We start from the raw sequence: 18,397 nt of genomic DNA on the forward strand, positions 1-18,397 counted from the left end.
GGCACCTGTGCGGCGAAGGCCTTCTCTCGCACCGCCTCCCCTGCCCAGTCCGACCATGCCGGATAAGACTCAATCTCGGCCCACCAGGCATTGAATCGCTCCCGGGTTTGATGCGCACTTTCTTTCTTGGGAAGGGCATTTGTCAATCCCTCGCGCCAGGAACATCGGAAGACCATAGGTGAGAGGGTAATTCGGTCGCAACATTCGTTTACCCTTGAGTTGTCGGGCGGGCACGACACCAACTTCCCGGCCCGATGCGACGTCGCGGCTGTGGCCCCTGGCGGTGTTCACCGGTGGCCTTCGGGCGGAGCGAGTTCAGTTCATTCCCATCCGGGTGGACAGTTGGTGTGCGCGGCTCGCGGCGTTCTGTCGGTCCACACTGAAGGTTGTGTGTGGATCGTTCGGGCCGACCGAGTCGCGTGGGCCACCGCTGGGCTCACGGCACTACCACCGCGCGCACGGCGACACCGATATGCGGATCGTCTTTCTTCCGGTGTCCCCGTCACAGCTCGTACCCGGCGGTCCCGTCGTATTCCTGGCCTCGGGCCTGGCCCGCGAAATCCTGCTCGCTCCCACGAGCCTCGCCCACACGACTACGATCGCGCCGCGCGCTCGCCTGCATCGAATCCTCGCCGACGAACTCCACGAGATGCACAAGCAGCCCACGCGACCGCGTATGCACCGGCCAGATCACCCGGCATCTCTACGAAAAACCCTGGGAACAGGTGCAATCGAGGGGTCTGATTCCGGCCAGGTAACCGCTCGGGGCGTGCCGCGCAGTTCCTCCGGTGGCTGACTCAGCACGAGGACGAGCTGCCCGACAAGGATGCCGCCGACAACGAACTCCGCGACCGTGAAATGGCTCGCTTGGTGCGAGCGCGGCACCCGGACGATCAGGGCCCGGGACGGGATCGAATATCCGGCGTATTCCTCGGATTTCCTCAGCAACCGCCGCATATAGTGGTGCGGGTGCGCATCGAGCGAACGGCTACTCACTCATGGCGGCCCTGGTCGAACCGGCCCGAAGGATGATCGACGAGCTGGATCCGTTGCGACTCCGAACAATTCGGTACCGCCGAGACGCAGCACGAGTGGATGGGCGACATGTGGAGTGACGGGTCGCCGACCCTCCGGCAGGTGCGTGTAGGGCATGCAACGAGATCCCGAACGGTCGCGTGAGCGAGAGCGCCGTGTCGTCCGACCGGGTCGGAACGCCTGGATATCGACGAACCGTGAGGTTTGGGAGCGGTCACAGACTCGGTCGAAATGGTCGGCCGTCCTGGTGCGGGCGCGTCCAGCGGTACTGACAGCGCCGCCGAGTGTCCAGTGGCGCCTTCGCTATCTCTGACCTGCGGCAATGGCAACCGCGCATATGTGTGCTCGCAATTGTGACCTGATTGGAACCGTTTCAGGTGTCCAATTTGGTGCCCTCGGCAGGATTCGAACCTGCGACACCCGCTTTAGGAGAGCGGTGCTCTATCCCCTGAGCTACGAGGGCTGGTGGGGGCGCTGCTTGGGGAACAGGGCGGCGCCTGACTGGTTGTCGGGGAGTCTACCGTGTTGGAGGCGAGGGGTCAGAATCGTTGGTGCGTCGGGGTGTGATGCGGACTGAACGTCGGCGGTGGGGCCAGACGATCGGGGGGAATGTGCGGTCGCTGTTTATTCGGACCGGATGGTCAGAAGCCGCCGTCGAACCCGCCGCCGCCGTCGAACCCGCCGCCGTCCCAGCCGCCGTCGTTTCCACCGGCGGAGTCGTAGCCACCCTGGTCGTTGCCGGCGTCATAGCCTTGATCGCTGCCCTGGTTATAGCCGTTCGCATCGCCGCCCGCGGCGTCGAGTCCGTCCTGGTAGCCGTCGCCGTAGCCGCTTTCGAATCCGTGTGCGTCGTAACCCACTCCGGACATACCGGAGAACAGCGACGAGAACAATAATGCCGAACCCAGGCCCCAGGCGCCGCCGACGAGGGCGGGTCGCCACCATGGCTCGGAGTACCAGCCCGCGGGGACGGGGCGTCCGGCCACCCGGCCGCCTGGGTAGTAGTTCGGTGTCTGCGATGACGGGTCCGGGGAGGCCGCGACCTGCCTGCCGTCGTATTCGATGGTGCGGGTCTCCGAGACCTTGCCTGCCACGTCCTGGCCGTCCAGCGCGGGGACCTCGGGGCCGGGGTCCATGTCCATCGCGGTGCGTGCCGCGCGGATGTAGTACATGCCTTCGATCGCGGTCTGTTTCGCCAGCCTGGCCTGCGCGGGCGTGCGGGCCTGATCGATCTGCGATCCGGCCGCGATATTGCGCTCCGACGCATCCGCGAGCGCCTGCTTGGCGGCGTCGTTCGATCCGGTCAGGTTGTAGATCTGGCCGGCGAGCCGCTCGATCATCTGTCTGGCGTCGGCGGCGGCGTCGGCGAGTTCCGTCGCGGCGCGCTGCTTGGTCTGTTGTGACAGCAGCACGACGAACCCGGCCGCCAGCACGACCAGGACGATGATCAGTACCCACAACATCGCGCGCCTTTCACCGGTTTGTCGAGGTCGCGTCCAGTTTACCGACGGCTTGCTGAGACTTTGCTGAGCTTCGTGGCGGCCTATCCGGCTAATCGGTCGCGACGGGCGCTTGTGTCTCGTGATAGTCGGCGTCGGTGAAAGTCTTCGTCTTCCAACGGTATAGGACGGTGGCGCCGGGCCAGTTGTTCGTGATTCGGCCCGCGGCGTTGCGATACCAGCTGGAGCAGAAGTTCCAGGGGGTGTCTTTCAGGCGTCGCTGTAGCCAGGCGTCCCAGCCTTGCTCGATGGCCTGTTCGGCGGCCAGATAGCGGCCGGGGCGGTCGGTGAGGTACTCGACGACCTGACGGATGTAGCGGGCTTGCGATTCGAGCATGTAGATGATGGATCCGGAGCCGACGTTGGTGTTCGGGCCATACATCATGAACATGTTCGGGAAGTGCGGAACCGACAGGCCGAGGTAGGCGCGGGCACCTTCCTCGCCCCAGACATCGGCGAGCTTGCGGCCGCCGCTGCCGTAGATGTTCATCGGCGCGAGAAACTCGGTCCCTTTGAATCCGGTGCCGTAGATGATGACGTCGACCGGATGCTCGACGGCGTCGCCGGTGCGGATGCCGGTCGGGGTGATCGCTTCGATCGCGGTTGTCTCCACGGCGACGTTCGGTTGCGCGAGTGCCGGGAAGTATTCGTTGGAGAACAGGCCGCGCTTGCAACCGGCCGCGTAATCCGGTGTCAGCTTCGCGCGCAGTTCGGTATCGGGAATCTGCTTGGCGCGGTGGCGATCGGCGAGCGCGACGACGGGGCCCTTCATAGCGGGAAGGTCGGTCAGCGCGAGCGCGAGCACCTCGAAGGTGAACCAGATCGCGAACCGCTCGGCAAGGCGGGTCGGTGGCAGATATTTGAACAGTGCTTTATATGCCGGGCTGTATTCGACATCGAACTTCGGCAGCACCCACGCCGCCGATCGCTGGAATAGCGTGAGGTGCTCGACCTTCGGCTGAATGCGCGGAATGTATTGAATGGCACTGGCTCCGGTGCCGATACAGGCAACCCGCTTGCCGGTCAGGTCGACGCTGTGATCCCACTCGGCGGAGTGGAAAGCGGCGCCGGTGAAGGTGTCGATGCCCGGCAGGTTCGGCATGGCGGGGCGTGAGAGCTGGCCGACGGCGGGGATGAGGATCCGCGCGGTGAGGAGTTCACCATCGGCGGTGCTGACGATCCATTGCCCGGTCGGCTCGTCGAATTCGGCGTCGGTTACCTCGGTGCCGAATCGGATGTAGCGCTGTAGGTCGTGCTTTTCGGCGACGCCGCGCATATAGGCGTGGATATCGCGCTGCTCCGAAAACCGCCGTGGCCAATCGGATTTGGGCTCGAACGACCATGAGTACAGCGGCGAGGGCACGTCGCACGCGGCACCGGGGTAAGTGTTCTCCCGCCACACGCCACCGAGATCGGCGGCCCGCTCGAGAATGGTGAAGTTCTCGATCCCGGACCGGCGCAGCTCCAGCGCCATGCCGAGGCCCGCGAACCCGGCGCCGATAATGATGATGGACGGTGTCGTCATGATTCGAACGTATGCGGGAGCCGCGTGGCTACGAAGACATCACCGGACGTGAAATCCACACTTTCGGCCAGACTAGCTGCCCGCGAGTTGGCGCGCGATGACGAGGCGCTGAATCTGGTTGGTGCCCTCGAAGATCTGCATTACCTTCGCCTCGCGCATGTAGCGCTCGACCGGGAAGTCCTGGGTGTAGCCGTAACCGCCGAAGACCTGGACCGCGTCGGTGGTGACCTTCATGGCGGCGTCGGTCGCGACCAGTTTGGCGACGCTCGCCTGCCGCGAATAGGGGACTCCGGCATCGCGGCGGCGGGCCGCGTCGAGGTAGGTCGCGCGCGCGGAATCCACTGCGGCGGCCATATCGGCGAGCACGAAGCCGAGGCCCTGATGATCAATGATGTGCCGCCCGAACGCTTCTCGCTGCATGGCGTAGGCGACGGCGTCATCGAGGGCGCGTTGGGCCAAACCGGTGGCGACCGCGGCGATACCGAGGCGGCCGGAGTCCAGTGCGCTGAAGGCTATCGAAAGTCCCTGTCCTTCGGCGCCGATCAGCCGTTCGGCGGGCAGGAAGGCGTCGTCATAGGCGGCGGTAGTGGTCGGTACCCCTCGCAGGCCCATCTTCTCTTCGGGCTTGCCGAAGCTCAGTCCCTCGGTGTCGCGGGGGACCAGGAAGCACGAAATACCTCGGGAGCCCTCGCCGGTGCGGGCGAACAGTGAATAGAAGTCGGCGCGACCGCCGTTGGTGATCCAGGCCTTCGTGCCGGTGATTCGGAACCCGCCCTCGACCGCGGTGGCCCGGCAGCGTAATGCCGCCGCGTCGGAACCGGCGTGCGCCTCGGAAAGGCTGTAGGCGCCGATGGTTTCGCCCGAGAGCATGTCGGCGAGCCAACGCTGTTTCTGCTCGTCGGTGCCGAAGGTGAACAACGGATGGCACGACAGGCTGTGCACGCTGACCGCCACCGCGACCGCCGCCCAGCGACTCGCCAGTTCCTCGAGCACCTGTAGATAGACCTCGTAGGGCTGCCCGCCGCCGCCGAACTCTTCCGGATACGGCAGGCTCAGCAGCCCGGCCGCACCGAGCGCGGGGAAGACACCGTCGGGGAACGTGCCGGTTTTCTCGCACTCGACCACGCGCGGTTCGAGCACCTTGTCGGCTATATCGCGAGTCAGCTCGAGTAGATCCCGAGCTTCGGGCGTCGGCAGCATCCGATCAACAGGCATGCCTCCTGTTCTACCGCTAGTTCCTGCGGCGCCCCGCCCCGCCCCCGGTGCGTTCGGACGCACGGACATGGCCGACGGGCTACCGCTACTGTTGAGTAGCATCCGCGATGTGATGTGCCTCACGGTCGGTGAGCGTTTGACCAGCCACCGAAGAAAAGGAGTTCCGATGTTGAGCACCATGCAGGACGACCCGTTATCCCTGGCGACATTGCTGCGGTACGCGTCGACGTTCGCCGGTGATTCGACCGTGTCCACCTGGACCGGGACCGACGTGCGCACGATGACCTACCGCGAACTGGGGGCCGAGTCGGCTCGGCTGGCGAATGCGTTGCGTGGGCTCGGGATCGACGTCGGTGATCGGGTCGGCACGTTCATGTGGAACAACACCGAGCACATGGTCGCCTACATCGCGGTACCCGCGATGGGGGCGGTGCTGCACGCGCTCAATATCCGGCTCTTCCCCGAACAGTTGGTCTACGTGGCCGATCACGCACAGGACAAGGTGGTGATCGTCGACGGCACGCTGCTGCCGATGTTCGCCAAGTACCTGCCGAACCTGAAGACGGTCCGCCACGTGATCGTGGCCAATGGCGACGCCACCGCGCTGGCGGCGCCCGCGGGCGTGCAGGTGCACTCATACACCGAACTGCTCGCCGACCGGTCCGACAGCTACGACTTCCCGGTGATCGACGAACGATCCGCTGCCGCAATGTGTTACACCTCGGGCACCACCGGTGACCCGAAGGGCGTTGTGTACTCGCACCGCTCCAACTGGCTGCACGCCATGCAGGTCTGCTCGCCCAACAGTATGGGCTTCACTGAGGCCGACTATGTGCTCGCTATCGTTCCGCTGTTCCACGCCAACGCCTGGGGTCTGCCGTACGCGGCCCTTATGTCCGGTGCGAATGTACTGATGCCGGACCGTTTCCTGCAGCCGGGCCCGTTGCTGGAAATGTTGGAATCGCAGAAGCCGACCTTCGCCGCCGCCGTGCCGACCATCTGGGGCGGTGTGCTGGCCGGACTGGCCGCCAAGCCCCAGGATATTTCGCATCTGCGGTCGGTCGTGGTCGGTGGTTCCGCGGTGCCGCCATCGATGATGCGAGCGTTCCAGGAGCAGCACGGTGTGCGCATTCTGCACGCCTGGGGCATGACCGAAACCTCGCCGCTCGGCAGCGTCGCGCATCCGCCCGCCGGGGTGACCGGCGAGGATGAATGGGTTTACCGCTACAGCCAGGGGCGTTTCCCCGCGAACGTGCAGGCACGGCTGGTCGGCGACGACGGCAGCATCGTGCCGAATGACGGAAAGTCGTTGGGCGAACTCGAGGTTCGCGGACCGTGGATCACCGGCTCCTACTACTCACCCGAGGGCGCGGAGATCGACCCGGACAAGTTCGACGACGGCTGGCTGCGCACCGGTGACGTCGGCAAGATCACCCCGAACGGGTATCTGACGCTGGTCGACCGGTCCAAGGACGTCATCAAGTCCGGCGGCGAGTGGATCTCCTCGGTAGATCTCGAGAACGCGGTGATGGGCCACCCATCGGTCGCCGAGGCCGCGGTCATCGGTGTGCCGGACGAGAAGTGGGACGAGCGCCCGCTGGTCGCGATCGTGCTCACCGAGGGCGTCGAGCTCGGGGATTCCGAAAAGCAGGCCGGTGAGCTACGCGACTTCCTGGCCGGCAAATTCGCCAAATGGCAACTGCCGGAACGCTGGGCCTTTATCGCGGAGGTACCCAAGACCAGCGTCGGCAAGTTCGACAAGAAGGTACTGCGCGCACAGTACGCCGACGGTGCCCTGACGGTCGTCACCCTGTCCTGAGCGATCACCCCGCGTCACCGAGGTGGTGGCGCGGGGTGGCCGGAAACCACCGCACCACCCGGCGCGAGCGAAATGCGTTGCCGCGCCAGGTTTATGCGGTGACCCGTATCAGCAGTTGCGCAGTTCCGGGTTTTGATTGAGCAGTTGGGCGCGGGTACCGATGAACGTGCTGTAGGTATCACCGCCGACCGCGGCCAGCGGGAAGGCCGCGACCCGGTGACAGTTCTGGAAGGCGAGCTTCACGCCGAAGTGGCGTTCCAGACCGCCGCGGATGGCGTCGGACGCCATGGCGCGCAGCAGTTGTCCACGTGCCACTTCATCGGGCGGGGCAACCAGGTTGTCGGCGTATCCATCGGCGCCGGAATGTAGTTCGCCGGCGATCCGGCTCACGACCTCCCAGGCGTATGGCAGTGAATTACGAACACATTCGACGAAGTCCGCGTCCTCTACTTCGCCACGTTCGGCGCGTTCGAGTAGTGCGGTGGGGACATCGAGGGACATAGCGCTCTCCTCGGAGATTGAGGTGGATGGCGGATGCGATGCCACTGCAGTCTAAACGAAAGTCGTTGTCAACAATCCTCGATTCGTCGTGAAAGTGCCCTTTGCAAAGCGGTTTTCGTATCGGAGGCCAGGGTCTGGACCAGTTCGCCGGCCGGTAATGCGGGAGCCAGGGTGTGTGTCTGACCAGCCCAGAGGTTCACCTCGTCCGGATTGCCCGCGGCCCTGGCGGCGGCCCGCAATGGTGCTGTGGCGTAATGGATTTCCGGATACGCGCTCGGCGCGTTGGCGCTATGGGAATCCATGAAGCGGTTGCGCAGGCCGCGTGCCCGGCGGCCGGTGAACGCACGGGTCAGCATGGTCGGGGCGCCGGAGCCGATCGCGGCCCGATGCACCGGATTGGTGCCGGCCTCGGGGCAGCGCAGGAACGCGGTGCCCAGCTGCGCGGCGGCCGCGCCCGCGGCGAGTGCCGCCGCGATACCCGCGCCGGTCACGATGCCGCCCGCGGCGACGATCGGACGATCGAAGCTGGTGGTGAGAATCTGCAGCAGCGCGAGCAGACCGAGCGGATCGGTGCTGTCATCTGCGACCCGATCGACGAACGTGCCCCGATGTCCGCCCGCCTCGGCCCCCTGCGCGATCAGCGCGTCCGCGCCCGCCTCGACCGCGATCCGTGCCTCGGCGGCGGAGGTCACCGTTACCCACACCTCCGATCCGGCCTCGTGCAGCCGGGCTACCTCCGTCGCTTTCGGGCAGCCGAAGGTGCAGGTGACTACCGAAACCGGTGCGGCGACAAGCAGATCCAGCTTGGCATCCCATTCGTCGGTGTCGTGTTTCGGTGTGCCGAGATCATGGTGCGCGCCGAGTTCGGCCAGGTAGTCGGCGAATGTCTCGGGCGGTGTCGCGGGACCGGGCGCGAACAGGTTGACACCGAACGGCGCGGTGGTCAGCTCACGGGTCGCGGCGAGCCGCGCCGCGGTGTCCGCGGCGGTGAGGTAGCCGGCGGCGAGTATTCCGAAACCGCCGGCGGCGGTAACGGCCGCGGTCAATTCCGGAGTGGAGGGGCCGCCCGCCATGGGGGCCAGCACGATCGGGACGCTCAGTTCGTCGAGTATCACGAACTCCAGTGTCGCCCACCTCGACCCGAGACCGGCAGCGTACCGGCGTCTCGAGGTCGAAGGTTGCGAAATGATCACGACGGGGTAGAGTTCCCGTCACAACGGACACCGAAACGTTACCTAGTTCGGTACCGGCGGATCGTGAAAAATCGGTCGGCACCGGCGCGGAGTTCGTTGACAAATTTCGTTGACAAAATGTCGGCCGGACTCTAGGACGCAGCGTGTCGCAGCATCGAGTAGGACCCAGTTCCATAACCGTTATGAGCCTTATGGGCGACGGTGTTTCGGGTCATCCGACGCGGCATCGCGCCCAGTCGAACTCCACCGATCGGGTCAAGGTCGCCGCGGGTGTCGCCGTCGCCGCGAGCGCGCTGTTCGGCACCGTCAGTCAGGTGGCCCCGGCCATCGCCGCGCCGCTGCTGCCCGGTTCCCACGACGCCGATGAGGCCGACGCTCCCGTCAGCTTCGAGGGCACGAATGCCGCGCCGGTCGCGGAGGCCAAGGCAGTCGCGGCGCCGGTCGCCGAGACCGCGCCCGCTCCCGCACCTGCCACGCAGGTTGCCAACGCAGTGGCCGCGCCGATCTCCACTCCGTTCGGCATCGGCGGGCTGCCGCCGGAGATCGCGGGACCGCTGTCGCAGGTCGAAGACATCCTGCAGGGTGTGCAGCATCAGATCGCCCCGGCACCCGCGGTGCGTCCGGTCGCCGGTGCGGTCAGCTCCGGATACGGCAGTCGTTGGGGGCAGATGCATTACGGCCTCGACTTCGCCGATCAGATCGGCGCTCCTATTCATTCCGTCAGCAATGGCACCGTGATCGAGGCGGGCCCGGCTTCGGGCTTCGGTTTGTGGGTGCGTGTGCAACAGGACGACGGCACCACCGCGGTCTACGGCCACGTGAACGAGATGTTCGCGCACGAGGGGCAGCGCGTGAACGCGGGCGATGTCATCGCCACCGTCGGCAACCGGGGCAATTCGACGGGGCCGCACCTGCACCTGGAGATCTGGAACCCGGATGGCAGCAAGATTGATCCCATGCCCTATCTGGCGGCGAAAGGTGTTCCGCTGCAATGGGGCCCGTCAGCGCACTGATTCCGGCACGCACGCGGCCCTATCGATCGTTAGGCTCAGGCCGTGACAGCGCTGGGTGACATCTTCGAGCCTGAATCACCGCACGGCCGTGCCTACGCGGTATTGGTTCATCATCCGCGATCGAGCCTGGCCGATATCGCGCAGTACTTGGGTGTCGCGGTCGAGGAAGCCGCGACGTCGCTGAACGTACTGTGCGAGTTGGAGGCCGCGGAGCGGTTCGTCGGCGCCGATGGTTCAGTGCTGTGGGATGCGCACGCGCCGGAATCACTATCGGAGGCCGAGGCCAGGCGCAGGCAGCAGGACATCAACCAGATGCACGCCGCCGCGACGCGTCTGAGCGAGACCTTCCGATCCGTGCGACGCTCACCGCGCGCCAACGGCTCGGTGGTGCCGGTGTTCGAACGGCTGGAGATGCTCGCCGACTTCGAGGAAATGCAGTCCGCGGCGAGCAGCGGGGTCAAGATGATCGAACGCGGACCATACCTCAGCGATATCGAGCGTGAGCAGCAGCAATTCCAGCTGAAACGGGCCAGGATGGGCGACGGCATCCGCTACCAGACGCTGTATCAGGACACCATCTATCAGGATCCGGAGCGGCTGCGGCACGCGCTGGCCGCCAATTCCAGTGGCGCGCAGGCGCGGACCCTGCCCGAGCCGCCGTTCAAGCTGATCATCGCCGATAACGAACGCGCCTGCCTGGTGCTGCATGCCGACGAGCGTCGACCCGACCCGATGGGGTTACGCATCAACGGTTCCTCGGCATTGCGCCTGGTGATCAAGACCTTCGATGTGCTGTGGTCGCTGGCCGCGCCGATTTCGATGAACCCGGCCGCCGACGAACTCGACGAGCGCGACAAGGCGATCCTGACCCTGATGGGCCTCGGCGCCACCGACGACACCATTGCCCGCAGACTCGGAATGTCGCGGCGCACCGTGGTGCGGCGCACCGCGCGGTTGCTGGAACGGCTCGGTGCGAGCACGCGCTTCCAGGCCGGGGTGCAGGCAACCCGCCGAGGCTGGCTGTGAAGTCCCTCACGGATTGTGTGGACGCGGCAACGTAGGACGAAATCTGGCCGATATTCGGTTGGTATGCCCGCGAACAGCCGAGTCCGGCTCGATGTTTCGCCTTGCTTATATGATTGCCCGAACCGTGCCGGCTCAGGACGCTACGCCCTTCGAGTTGGGGGTTGTTCGGCCGTGCTCTATGCGAGAGGTGAAAGTACTCGAATGGATGGTCCTCGTCGCTCTGTCCGCGGAAGCCGTCGTCGTCGGTCGGGAACACCACTGTTCGGGCAGCTGCTGACCGCATCGGTGGAATCAGCGGCCGATACGGTGGCGATCCGATTCAATCCGACCGGCGACCCGACCGACCAGCGCGAGCTCACCTACCGCGAGCTCGATGAGACCTCGTCGCGACTGGCGCGTGAACTGATCGACCGTGGTGTCGGCCCCGGCGGGTTCGTCGCGGTGGGTATCACCCGGTCCATCGAGTCGATCGTGTCGATGTGGGCGATCGCGAAGACGGGTGCCGCGTTCGTGCCGGTCGATCCGTCCTATCCGGCCGATCGTATCGAGTACATCCTGTCGGACTCGGGCGCGAGCCTCGGCCTGACCGTCGCGGCGCATCGTGCGGTGCTCGGGACCTCGATCGAATGGATCGAACTCGACGACGAGGCGCACGCCGCGCGAGTCGCGGACCGGCCCGCGCATCCCATCTCCTACGCCGACCGCATCGGCACCCTCACCGAGAACCACCCCGCCTACGTCATCTATACCTCCGGTTCCACCGGGCGGCCGAAGGGTGTCGCGGTCGCGCACACCGGATTGTCGGTGGTCGCCGCGGTGCGAGAGAAGCTCGAGGTCACCGGCGACGCGCGCGTGTTGCACGTGAGCTCGCCGAGTTTCGACTTCTCCATCATGGAGTTCTTCATGGCCTTCACTACCGGTGCGACGCTGGTGGTCGCGCCGCCGGGAGTGTTCGGTGGCGCGGAACTCGCCGATCTATTGCGCCGCGAGCGGGTCACGCACGTGATGATTACGCCGGGCGCGCTGGATTCGGTCGACCCGACCGGCATCGACGACCTGCGTTCGCTGGTTATCGGCGGCGAACGGCTGCTGCCCGAACTGATCGGGCGCTGGGTTCGCGACGGCCGCAAGGTCTACAACTTCTATGGACCGACAGAGACCACGGTCGTCATGACCGCGTCGGATTCGCTGAGCGTCGGCGATCCGATCACGATCGGCAAGCCATGGGCGGCAAGCATCGGCACGTTCATCCTGGATTCGCGATTGCGTCCGGTCCCTGTCGGCGTGACCGGCGAATTGTATGTGGCCGGGCCGGGTCTCACCCAGGGTTACCTCGCGCGACCGGGGTTGACCGCGGAACGTTTCGTGGCGAGTCCGTTCGGCGAAGAGGCGGGTAGTCCGGGGACTCGGCTCTACCGCACCGGTGATCTGGTGCGCCGCGCCGAGTCCGGTGATATCGAGCATTTGGGCCGCTCCGATTTCCAGGTGAAGATCCGGGGCCTGCGCATCGAACTCGGTGAAATCGACAGTGCCCTAAGCAATCACGCGGATATCGACTTCGCGGCGACGCTGGGTCGCACGCTGCCATCGGGCGTGACCGCATTGGTGTCGTATGTACTGCCCCGCGCGGACGAGAGCGGGAACCGGGTCGCGGTGGATACCGCGGCACTGGCCGATCATGTCGGGGAAACGCTGCCCGCCTACATGATTCCGCAGGCGATCATGGTGCTGGAGACGATTCCGCTGAACCCCGTCGGCAAGCTCGATCGCGCCGCGCTGCCGGAGCCGGTGTTCGCGACACGCGAGTTCCGGGCGCCGTCCACGCACGTCGAGCAGGTCGTCGCCGAGGTGTTCGCGGCGCTGCTGTTGCCCGATGATCCGAATGCCAGAGTCGGCGCCGACGACGACTTCTTCTCCCTCGGCGGGAACTCGCTGCTGGCCACCCAGGCGACGGCGCGGATCGGTAGCGCGCTCGATGTACGAGTGCCGGTGCGCATGATGTTCGAGGCGTCCACCGTCGAGGCTTTGGCCGCGCAGGTGGCGGCCGAGACCGGCGCGGCCACCGGGCCGACCTTGCGGGCTCAGCAGCGGCCCGAGCGGATCCCGCTGTCCTACGCGCAGCAGCGGATGTGGTTCCTGAACCGGTTCGACCCGGCCAGTGGTGTCAACAACATTCCGCTCGCGGTGCGGTTGTCGGGTGTGCTCGATCTCGATGCTTTGCGCGCCGCCGCGGGGGATCTGGTCGCCCGCCACGAGGTGTTGCGGACGGTTTACCCAGAGGTCGACGGCGCGGGTACGCAGGTGGTGCTGGCGCAGGCGGATCCGCGCGCGGTCCCGGATCTCGAGGTGGTGCCCACTACCGCGGCGGAGCTCGCCGAACTCGTGATCGGTGTGGTGGTCGCCGGATTCGATGTGTCGGCGGCACCGCCGGTCAGGCTGCGAGTGTTTCAGCTGAGCGAGTCCGAGCATGTGCTGGTCTGCATCGTGCATCACATTGCCGCAGACGGCTTCTCGATGGGCCCGCTCACCCGGGACCTGATCTCCGCTTATTCCGATCGGGCCCGTGGCGCGCAACCTTCACTACCCGCGCTCGCCGTGCAATACGCGGACTTCGCGATCTGGCAGCGTGCGGTACTCGGCGACGAAGACGACCCGGAATCATTGCTGGCCAAGCAGATCGACTTCTGGCGCTCCGAATTGGCCGGGCTGCCTGAGCAACTGGAATTGCCCGCCGATCGCCCGCGCCCAGCGGTGATGTCCAACCGGGGCGCCGTATTCGGCTTCGATATCGACGCCGACACTCATGCGGCGCTCAACAATCTTGCACAGCAACATAATTCGACACTGTTCATGGTTGTGCACGCGGCGCTCGCGGTGCTGTTGGCGCAGCTGTCGGGCAGCAGGGACATCGCGATCGGCACGCCCGTCGCCGGGCGCGGTGAGGCCGCGCTCGACGACCTGATCGGCATGTTCGTCAATACCCTTGTGCTGCGCAGTGATGTCGATCCCGACCTGTCGTTCGACGATCTGCTGCGCGAGTTCCGCAAGATCGACGTGGCGGCCTTCGGGCATGTCGACGTGCCGTTCGAGCGACTGGTGGAACTGCTCGACCCCGCGCGTTCGATGGCGCGTCATCCGCTGTTCCAGGTGCTGCTCGCGTTCCAGAACATGACGCACACCCAGCTGGAATTGCCCGGCCTCGCGGTCTCGGGCGTGGATTTCGGTGCCGCGATGGCGAAGTTCGATCTCGAGCTGACCGTGGTGCCGCACGATGACGACGGCGTGCCGAGCGGTATGACGGCCACGTTCACCTACGCGGTCGATCTGTTCGATGAGGCGACGGTGGCCGGGTTCGCGCAACGGCTGAACAGGGTGTTCGCCGCGATGCTCGATGACCCGCAGCGGCTCGTCGGTTCGGTCGAGCTGCTCGACCCGGCGCAGCGGCAGCGAATCCTGGTGGACTGGAACGATACTCGGCACCCGGTTGCCGAGGAACTGCTGCTGGATGGCTATCGGTGTGCGGTTGTGGCGCGTCCGGATGCGGTTGCGGTGTCCTACGAGGGTGCTGAGCTGACCTACCGTGAGTTCGATGAGCGGGTGAATAAGCTTGCGCGTCTGTTGATTTCGCGGGGTGTCGGTGCGGAATCGTTGGTCGGTCTCGCGGTGCGGCGTTCGCTGGATCTGGTGGTCGGCATGTATGCGATCGTGACCGCGGGTGGCGCTTACGTGCCGCTGGATCCCGATCATCCGCAAGAGCGGATCGCGCACATTCTCGATACCGCGGAACCGGTCTGTGTGCTGACGACGCCGGTGGATGCCGTCGCCGCCGATGTGCCGGTGCTGTACGTGGACACCGTTGAGCTGGAAGCGTTCTCGGGCGCACCGGTCGCGGTCGATGAGCTGCTGCGACCGGTGTCGCAGGCGAATCCGGCGTATGTGATCTTCACGTCCGGTTCGACCGGTCGGCCCAAGGGGGTCGCGGTTTCGCACGGGGCTGTCAATAATCAGATCGAGTGGATGCTGGCGGAGTATCCGCTCGGCCCCGATGATGTGTATTTGCAGAAGACGGCGACGACGTTCGATGTGTCGCTGTGGGGTTACTTCATGCCGTTGCGTGCGGGCGCGAAACTGGTTGTCGCCACCCACGACGGCCATCGAGACCCCGTCTACATCGCGGAAACGATTGCCGCACAACGGGTCACCGTGACCGACTTCGTGCCATCGATGCTGACAGTGTTCGCCGCGCACACAACCCCGGGCACCTGTCCGACTTTGCGTGATGTGTTCGCTATCGGTGAGGCGCTGCCGCCTGAGACGGTCGCCGCACTGGCCGAGGTTTCGACCGCCACCGTGCACAACCTGTACGGGCCGACCGAGGCCGCGGTCTCGGTGACCTACTGGCCCGCGCGGGCCGGTGAACTCACCACCGTGCCGATCGGCCTGCCACAATGGAATACCCAGGTATTCGTGCTGGATTCGAGATTGCGGCCGACGCCCGCCGGTGTCGTCGGCGAGCTGTATCTGGCAGGTGATCAGCTGGCGCGTGGCTATGTGGCCCGTCCCGACCTGACGGCGGATCGGTTCGTGGCCAATCCGTTCGAGCCGGGTTCGCGTATGTACCGCACCGGTGACCTGGTGGTCTGGCGCGAAAACCCCCACCGGCTGGAATATTTGGGCCGCACCGACTTTCAGGTGAAGTTCCGTGGCCAGCGCATCGAACTCGGCGAGATCGAGACGGCCTTGCTCGGTCGGCCGACGGTCAGCCAGGCGGCGGCCGTGGTGTCGCCATCGGCGACCGGCGATCAGCTGGTCGGCTATGTGGTTGCGCGTCCCGGGCAGCAGATCGAGCAGCAGCAGTTGCTCGCCGAGATCGCGGAAGTCCTTCCGGTCTATATGGTTCCGGCCGCAATCGTCGTGCTGGATGCCTTCCCGCTCAATACCAGCGGCAAGCTCGACCGCAAGGCGCTGCCCGCGCCGACGTTCACCGCGCGCGAGTTCCGTGCCCCGGTCACCCAGTCCGAGGAAATCGTGGCCACCGTATTCGCCGAGGTGCTCGGCGTCGAACGGGTCGGCGCCGACGATGACTACTTCGCGCTCGGCGGCAACTCGCTGCTTGCTACCCGCGCCGTGGCGCGAATCAACGATGCATTGGAAACCAATGTCGCGGTAAGGGATCTGTTCGAGGCATCGACGGTGGCGGCGCTCGCGGCCAGGATCGTGCCCGGTGTCGGCCGTGACGCCGCCGCCCGCCCACCGCTCATCCGCGCGACCCGCCCAGAGTCGGTGCCGTTGTCGCTCGCGCAGCAGCGTATGTGGGTGCTCAACCAGCTCGATACCGAATCCGCCGCCTACAACCTGCCTTTCGCGATTCGGCTGACCGGCACACTCGACGTGGACGCGCTGCGGCTCGCCGTCGAGGACGTGCTGATACGACACGAATCGCTGCGCACCCGCTTCCCGACCGCCATGGTCGGCGGGCAACCGCACCAGGAGATCGTGTCCGTCACCGAGGCGCTGCCCGATGGCCTCCGGGTCGAGACTCCCGCCGATGTCTTCGGCCGCGTCGCCGAGCTGATGTCCGCCGGATTCGATGTCACCGCACAGGTGCCGGTACGCATCGTGCTGCTGGCCAATGGTGCCGCCGACGACTATTTGCTTGTGCTTGTCGCGCACCACATTTCGGCCGATGGCGCGTCGTTCGCTCCGCTGGCGCGCGACCTCATGGCCGCCTACCTCGCGCGCGTCGGGGGTGAAGCTCCGGGCTGGTCGCCGCTGCCGGTGCAGTACGCCGACTTCGCGCTGTGGCAGCGCGCGGTGATCGGTGCCGATGACGACGAGAACTCGGTTGCCGCACGGCAATTGGCGTACTGGCGCGAACAGCTGGCCGGGCTGTCGGGGCCATTGGAGCTGCCACTGGATCGCCCGCGCCCGACCGTGCCATCGAATCGAGGTGCGTCGGTGAGCCTCAGCATTGCCGCCGAGGTCCACGAGGGGCTCACCCACATCGCCCGCAGGCATCGCTCGTCGCTGTTCATGGTGGTGCACGCGGCGCTCGCCGTGCTGCTCTCGCGTCTGGCGAGCAGTTCGGACATCACCATCGGCACGCCGATCGCGGGACGCGGTGAGCGGGCGCTCGACGAGCTGGTCGGCATGTTCGTCAATACCCTGACGCTGCGCACGCCGGTCGAGCGGACCGCGAGCTTCGACGCGCTGGTCGAGCAGATTCGCGAGACCGATCTGACCGCGTTCGCCAATGCGGATATTCCATTCGAGCGGGTCGTCGAGGCCGTCGCACCCGGTCGGTCGGGCCCGCGCAACCCCCTGTTCGGGGTGATGCTGGTGTTCCAGAACCTGGAACAGCCAACGCTCGAGCTGCCCGGCCTGACCGTCGGCGCGGTGGAATCCGGTGAGCTGCCCGCGAAGTTCGATCTGCAGCTCGCGGTGGAGCCGCGTCAGCTCGCGGACGGGGCCCCCGGTGAGATAGTCGCGGTATTCACCTATGCCGCAGACCTTTTCGATGAATCTACGGCCCGGGCATTCGGCCGTAGGCTGGAGCGCATTCTGGCCGCGGTGGTCGCCGATTCACAGGCGCCCGTCGGTGATATCGACATTCTCGACGCACAAGAGCGCGACCGGGTGCGCACCGCGCCCGCCGCGATCGCGGAGCCGAGCGCGACCGCATCGGGCAACGGAACCCGGTTGCCGCAGGCACTGGCCGCGGCGGTGGACGACGATCCCGACGCGCCCGCGCTGGTGTGGGGCGAGGAGGAAATGTCCTACCAGGACCTCGACGCCCGCTCCGCACGCCTGGCCCGAGTGTTGATCGAGCACGGCTGCGGTCCCGGCACCGGGGTCGCGGTGCGGCTCGATCGCGGTGCCGATTCGGTTGTCGCGGTGTGGGCGGTGCTGAAGGCAGGCGCCGCGCTGGTGCTGCTGGCCACCCCCGACACCCCGCTGCCCGCCGCTCCGGTGGCGAAGATCGGCTTGACGGCTGGTCAGCATCGGGTCGGCATCGACGATGTCGAGTGGCTGCGCCTGGACGACGCGGCGACCGTCACCGAAATCGCCGCGCAATCGGCGCGTCCGGTGACCTACGCGAACCGGACCGGGGTGTTGCGCGGCGACGATCCGGGGCTGGTTATCGCGGCCTCCGGCGTCACGATGACCTATGACGAATTGGCCGCGGCCACCGATCGGCTGCGCACCCGCACCGGTCTCACCGTCGACTCCCGCACCTATCGGTACGGCAGCCCGGATTCGCCCGCCGCGCTGCTGGAGGTGGTCGCGGCGGGTGCGGCCGGAGCGACCCTGGTCGTGGTGCCCGGCGCCGAGCTCGCGAATTCGGATCTGGCAGCCTCCCTGGCCGACGAATGGGTTACCCACCTGCTTGCCGATCGAGCCGGCCTGGACGCCATCGATACCGCGTTGCTGGAGGATCTACAGGCAGTGGTGCTCGACGACGGCCAGGCGGCTGGAGCGGTGTCGGTGTCCGGGCCCGCCGAGGTGGTTCTGCTCGATGAGCTGCTGCCGGTCGGATACCGGTAAAAACGTACGCCGGTGACCGGTGTGGT

Annotated in this window: 10 protein-coding genes and 1 tRNA gene; 4 read left to right on the forward strand and 7 right to left on the reverse strand. The window is 66.3% G+C overall.

Annotated features, from left to right (window positions below; genetic code table 11):
* Positions 1-690: 690 nt before the first annotated feature.
* The 5 genes from LKE06_RS10620 to LKE06_RS10640 all read right to left on the reverse strand — a co-directional run bounded on the left by LKE06_RS10620 (position 691) and on the right by LKE06_RS10640 (position 5,274).
* On the reverse strand, positions 691-996 hold the full coding sequence (locus tag LKE06_RS10620; RefSeq protein ID WP_227998423.1) for a hypothetical protein: 306 nt from the start codon (positions 994-996) through the stop codon (positions 691-693).
* 426 nt (positions 997-1,422) lie between these two features.
* Positions 1,423-1,498, reverse strand: a tRNA-Arg gene (locus LKE06_RS10625).
* Positions 1,499-1,676: 178 nt separating this feature from the next.
* Positions 1,677-2,498 carry a DUF1542 domain-containing protein gene (locus LKE06_RS10630; RefSeq protein ID WP_372477320.1) on the reverse strand — a complete coding sequence of 274 codons (822 nt, stop codon included), beginning with the start codon at positions 2,496-2,498 and terminating at the stop codon, positions 1,677-1,679.
* An 88-nt stretch (positions 2,499-2,586) separates the two neighbouring features.
* Positions 2,587-4,059: a flavin-containing monooxygenase gene (locus LKE06_RS10635; protein WP_227998424.1), complete on the reverse strand. Its 1,473-nt coding sequence runs from the start codon at positions 4,057-4,059 to the stop codon at positions 2,587-2,589.
* A 72-nt stretch (positions 4,060-4,131) separates the two neighbouring features.
* Positions 4,132-5,274 carry an acyl-CoA dehydrogenase family protein gene (locus LKE06_RS10640; RefSeq protein WP_227998425.1) on the reverse strand — a complete coding sequence of 381 codons (1,143 nt, stop codon included), beginning with the start codon at positions 5,272-5,274 and terminating at the stop codon, positions 4,132-4,134.
* 166 nt (positions 5,275-5,440) lie between these two features.
* Here LKE06_RS10640 and LKE06_RS10645 point away from each other — a divergent pair, with 166 nt between their 5' ends.
* A complete protein-coding gene (locus LKE06_RS10645) occupies positions 5,441-7,093 on the forward strand; it encodes a long-chain fatty acid--CoA ligase (protein WP_227998426.1) in 1,653 nt (550 codons plus the stop codon).
* 108 nt (positions 7,094-7,201) lie between these two features.
* Here LKE06_RS10645 and LKE06_RS10650 read toward each other — a convergent pair whose 3' ends face one another.
* Together LKE06_RS10650 and LKE06_RS10655 are read right to left on the reverse strand one after the other, a co-directional pair.
* Positions 7,202-7,594 (reverse strand): SCO5389 family protein, encoded by a 393-nt coding sequence (locus tag LKE06_RS10650; protein WP_227998427.1) that lies wholly within the window; start codon positions 7,592-7,594, stop codon positions 7,202-7,204.
* 68 nt (positions 7,595-7,662) lie between these two features.
* The gene (locus tag LKE06_RS10655; protein ID WP_227998428.1) at positions 7,663-8,709 is read right to left on the reverse strand and encodes an NAD(P)H-dependent flavin oxidoreductase; all 1,047 of its coding nucleotides are present in this window, start codon (positions 8,707-8,709) and stop codon (positions 7,663-7,665) included.
* A 260-nt stretch (positions 8,710-8,969) separates the two neighbouring features.
* Here LKE06_RS10655 and LKE06_RS10660 point away from each other — a divergent pair, with 260 nt between their 5' ends.
* The 3 genes from LKE06_RS10660 (at position 8,970) to LKE06_RS10670 (ending at position 18,371) form a co-directional block, all read left to right on the forward strand.
* Entirely contained in the window at positions 8,970-9,800 is an 831-nt protein-coding gene (locus tag LKE06_RS10660; protein WP_227998429.1) for a M23 family metallopeptidase, read from the forward strand.
* A gap of 42 nt (positions 9,801-9,842) precedes the next feature.
* Positions 9,843-10,826: a helix-turn-helix domain-containing protein gene (locus LKE06_RS10665; protein WP_227998430.1), complete on the forward strand. Its 984-nt coding sequence runs from the start codon at positions 9,843-9,845 to the stop codon at positions 10,824-10,826.
* 201 nt (positions 10,827-11,027) lie between these two features.
* Positions 11,028-18,371 carry a non-ribosomal peptide synthetase gene (locus LKE06_RS10670; protein ID WP_227998431.1) on the forward strand — a complete coding sequence of 2,448 codons (7,344 nt, stop codon included), beginning with the start codon at positions 11,028-11,030 and terminating at the stop codon, positions 18,369-18,371.
* Positions 18,372-18,397 lie beyond the last annotated feature (26 nt).

The organism is Nocardia australiensis (genome assembly GCF_020733705.1).
Lineage (GTDB): Bacteria > Actinomycetota > Actinomycetes > Mycobacteriales > Mycobacteriaceae > Nocardia > Nocardia australiensis.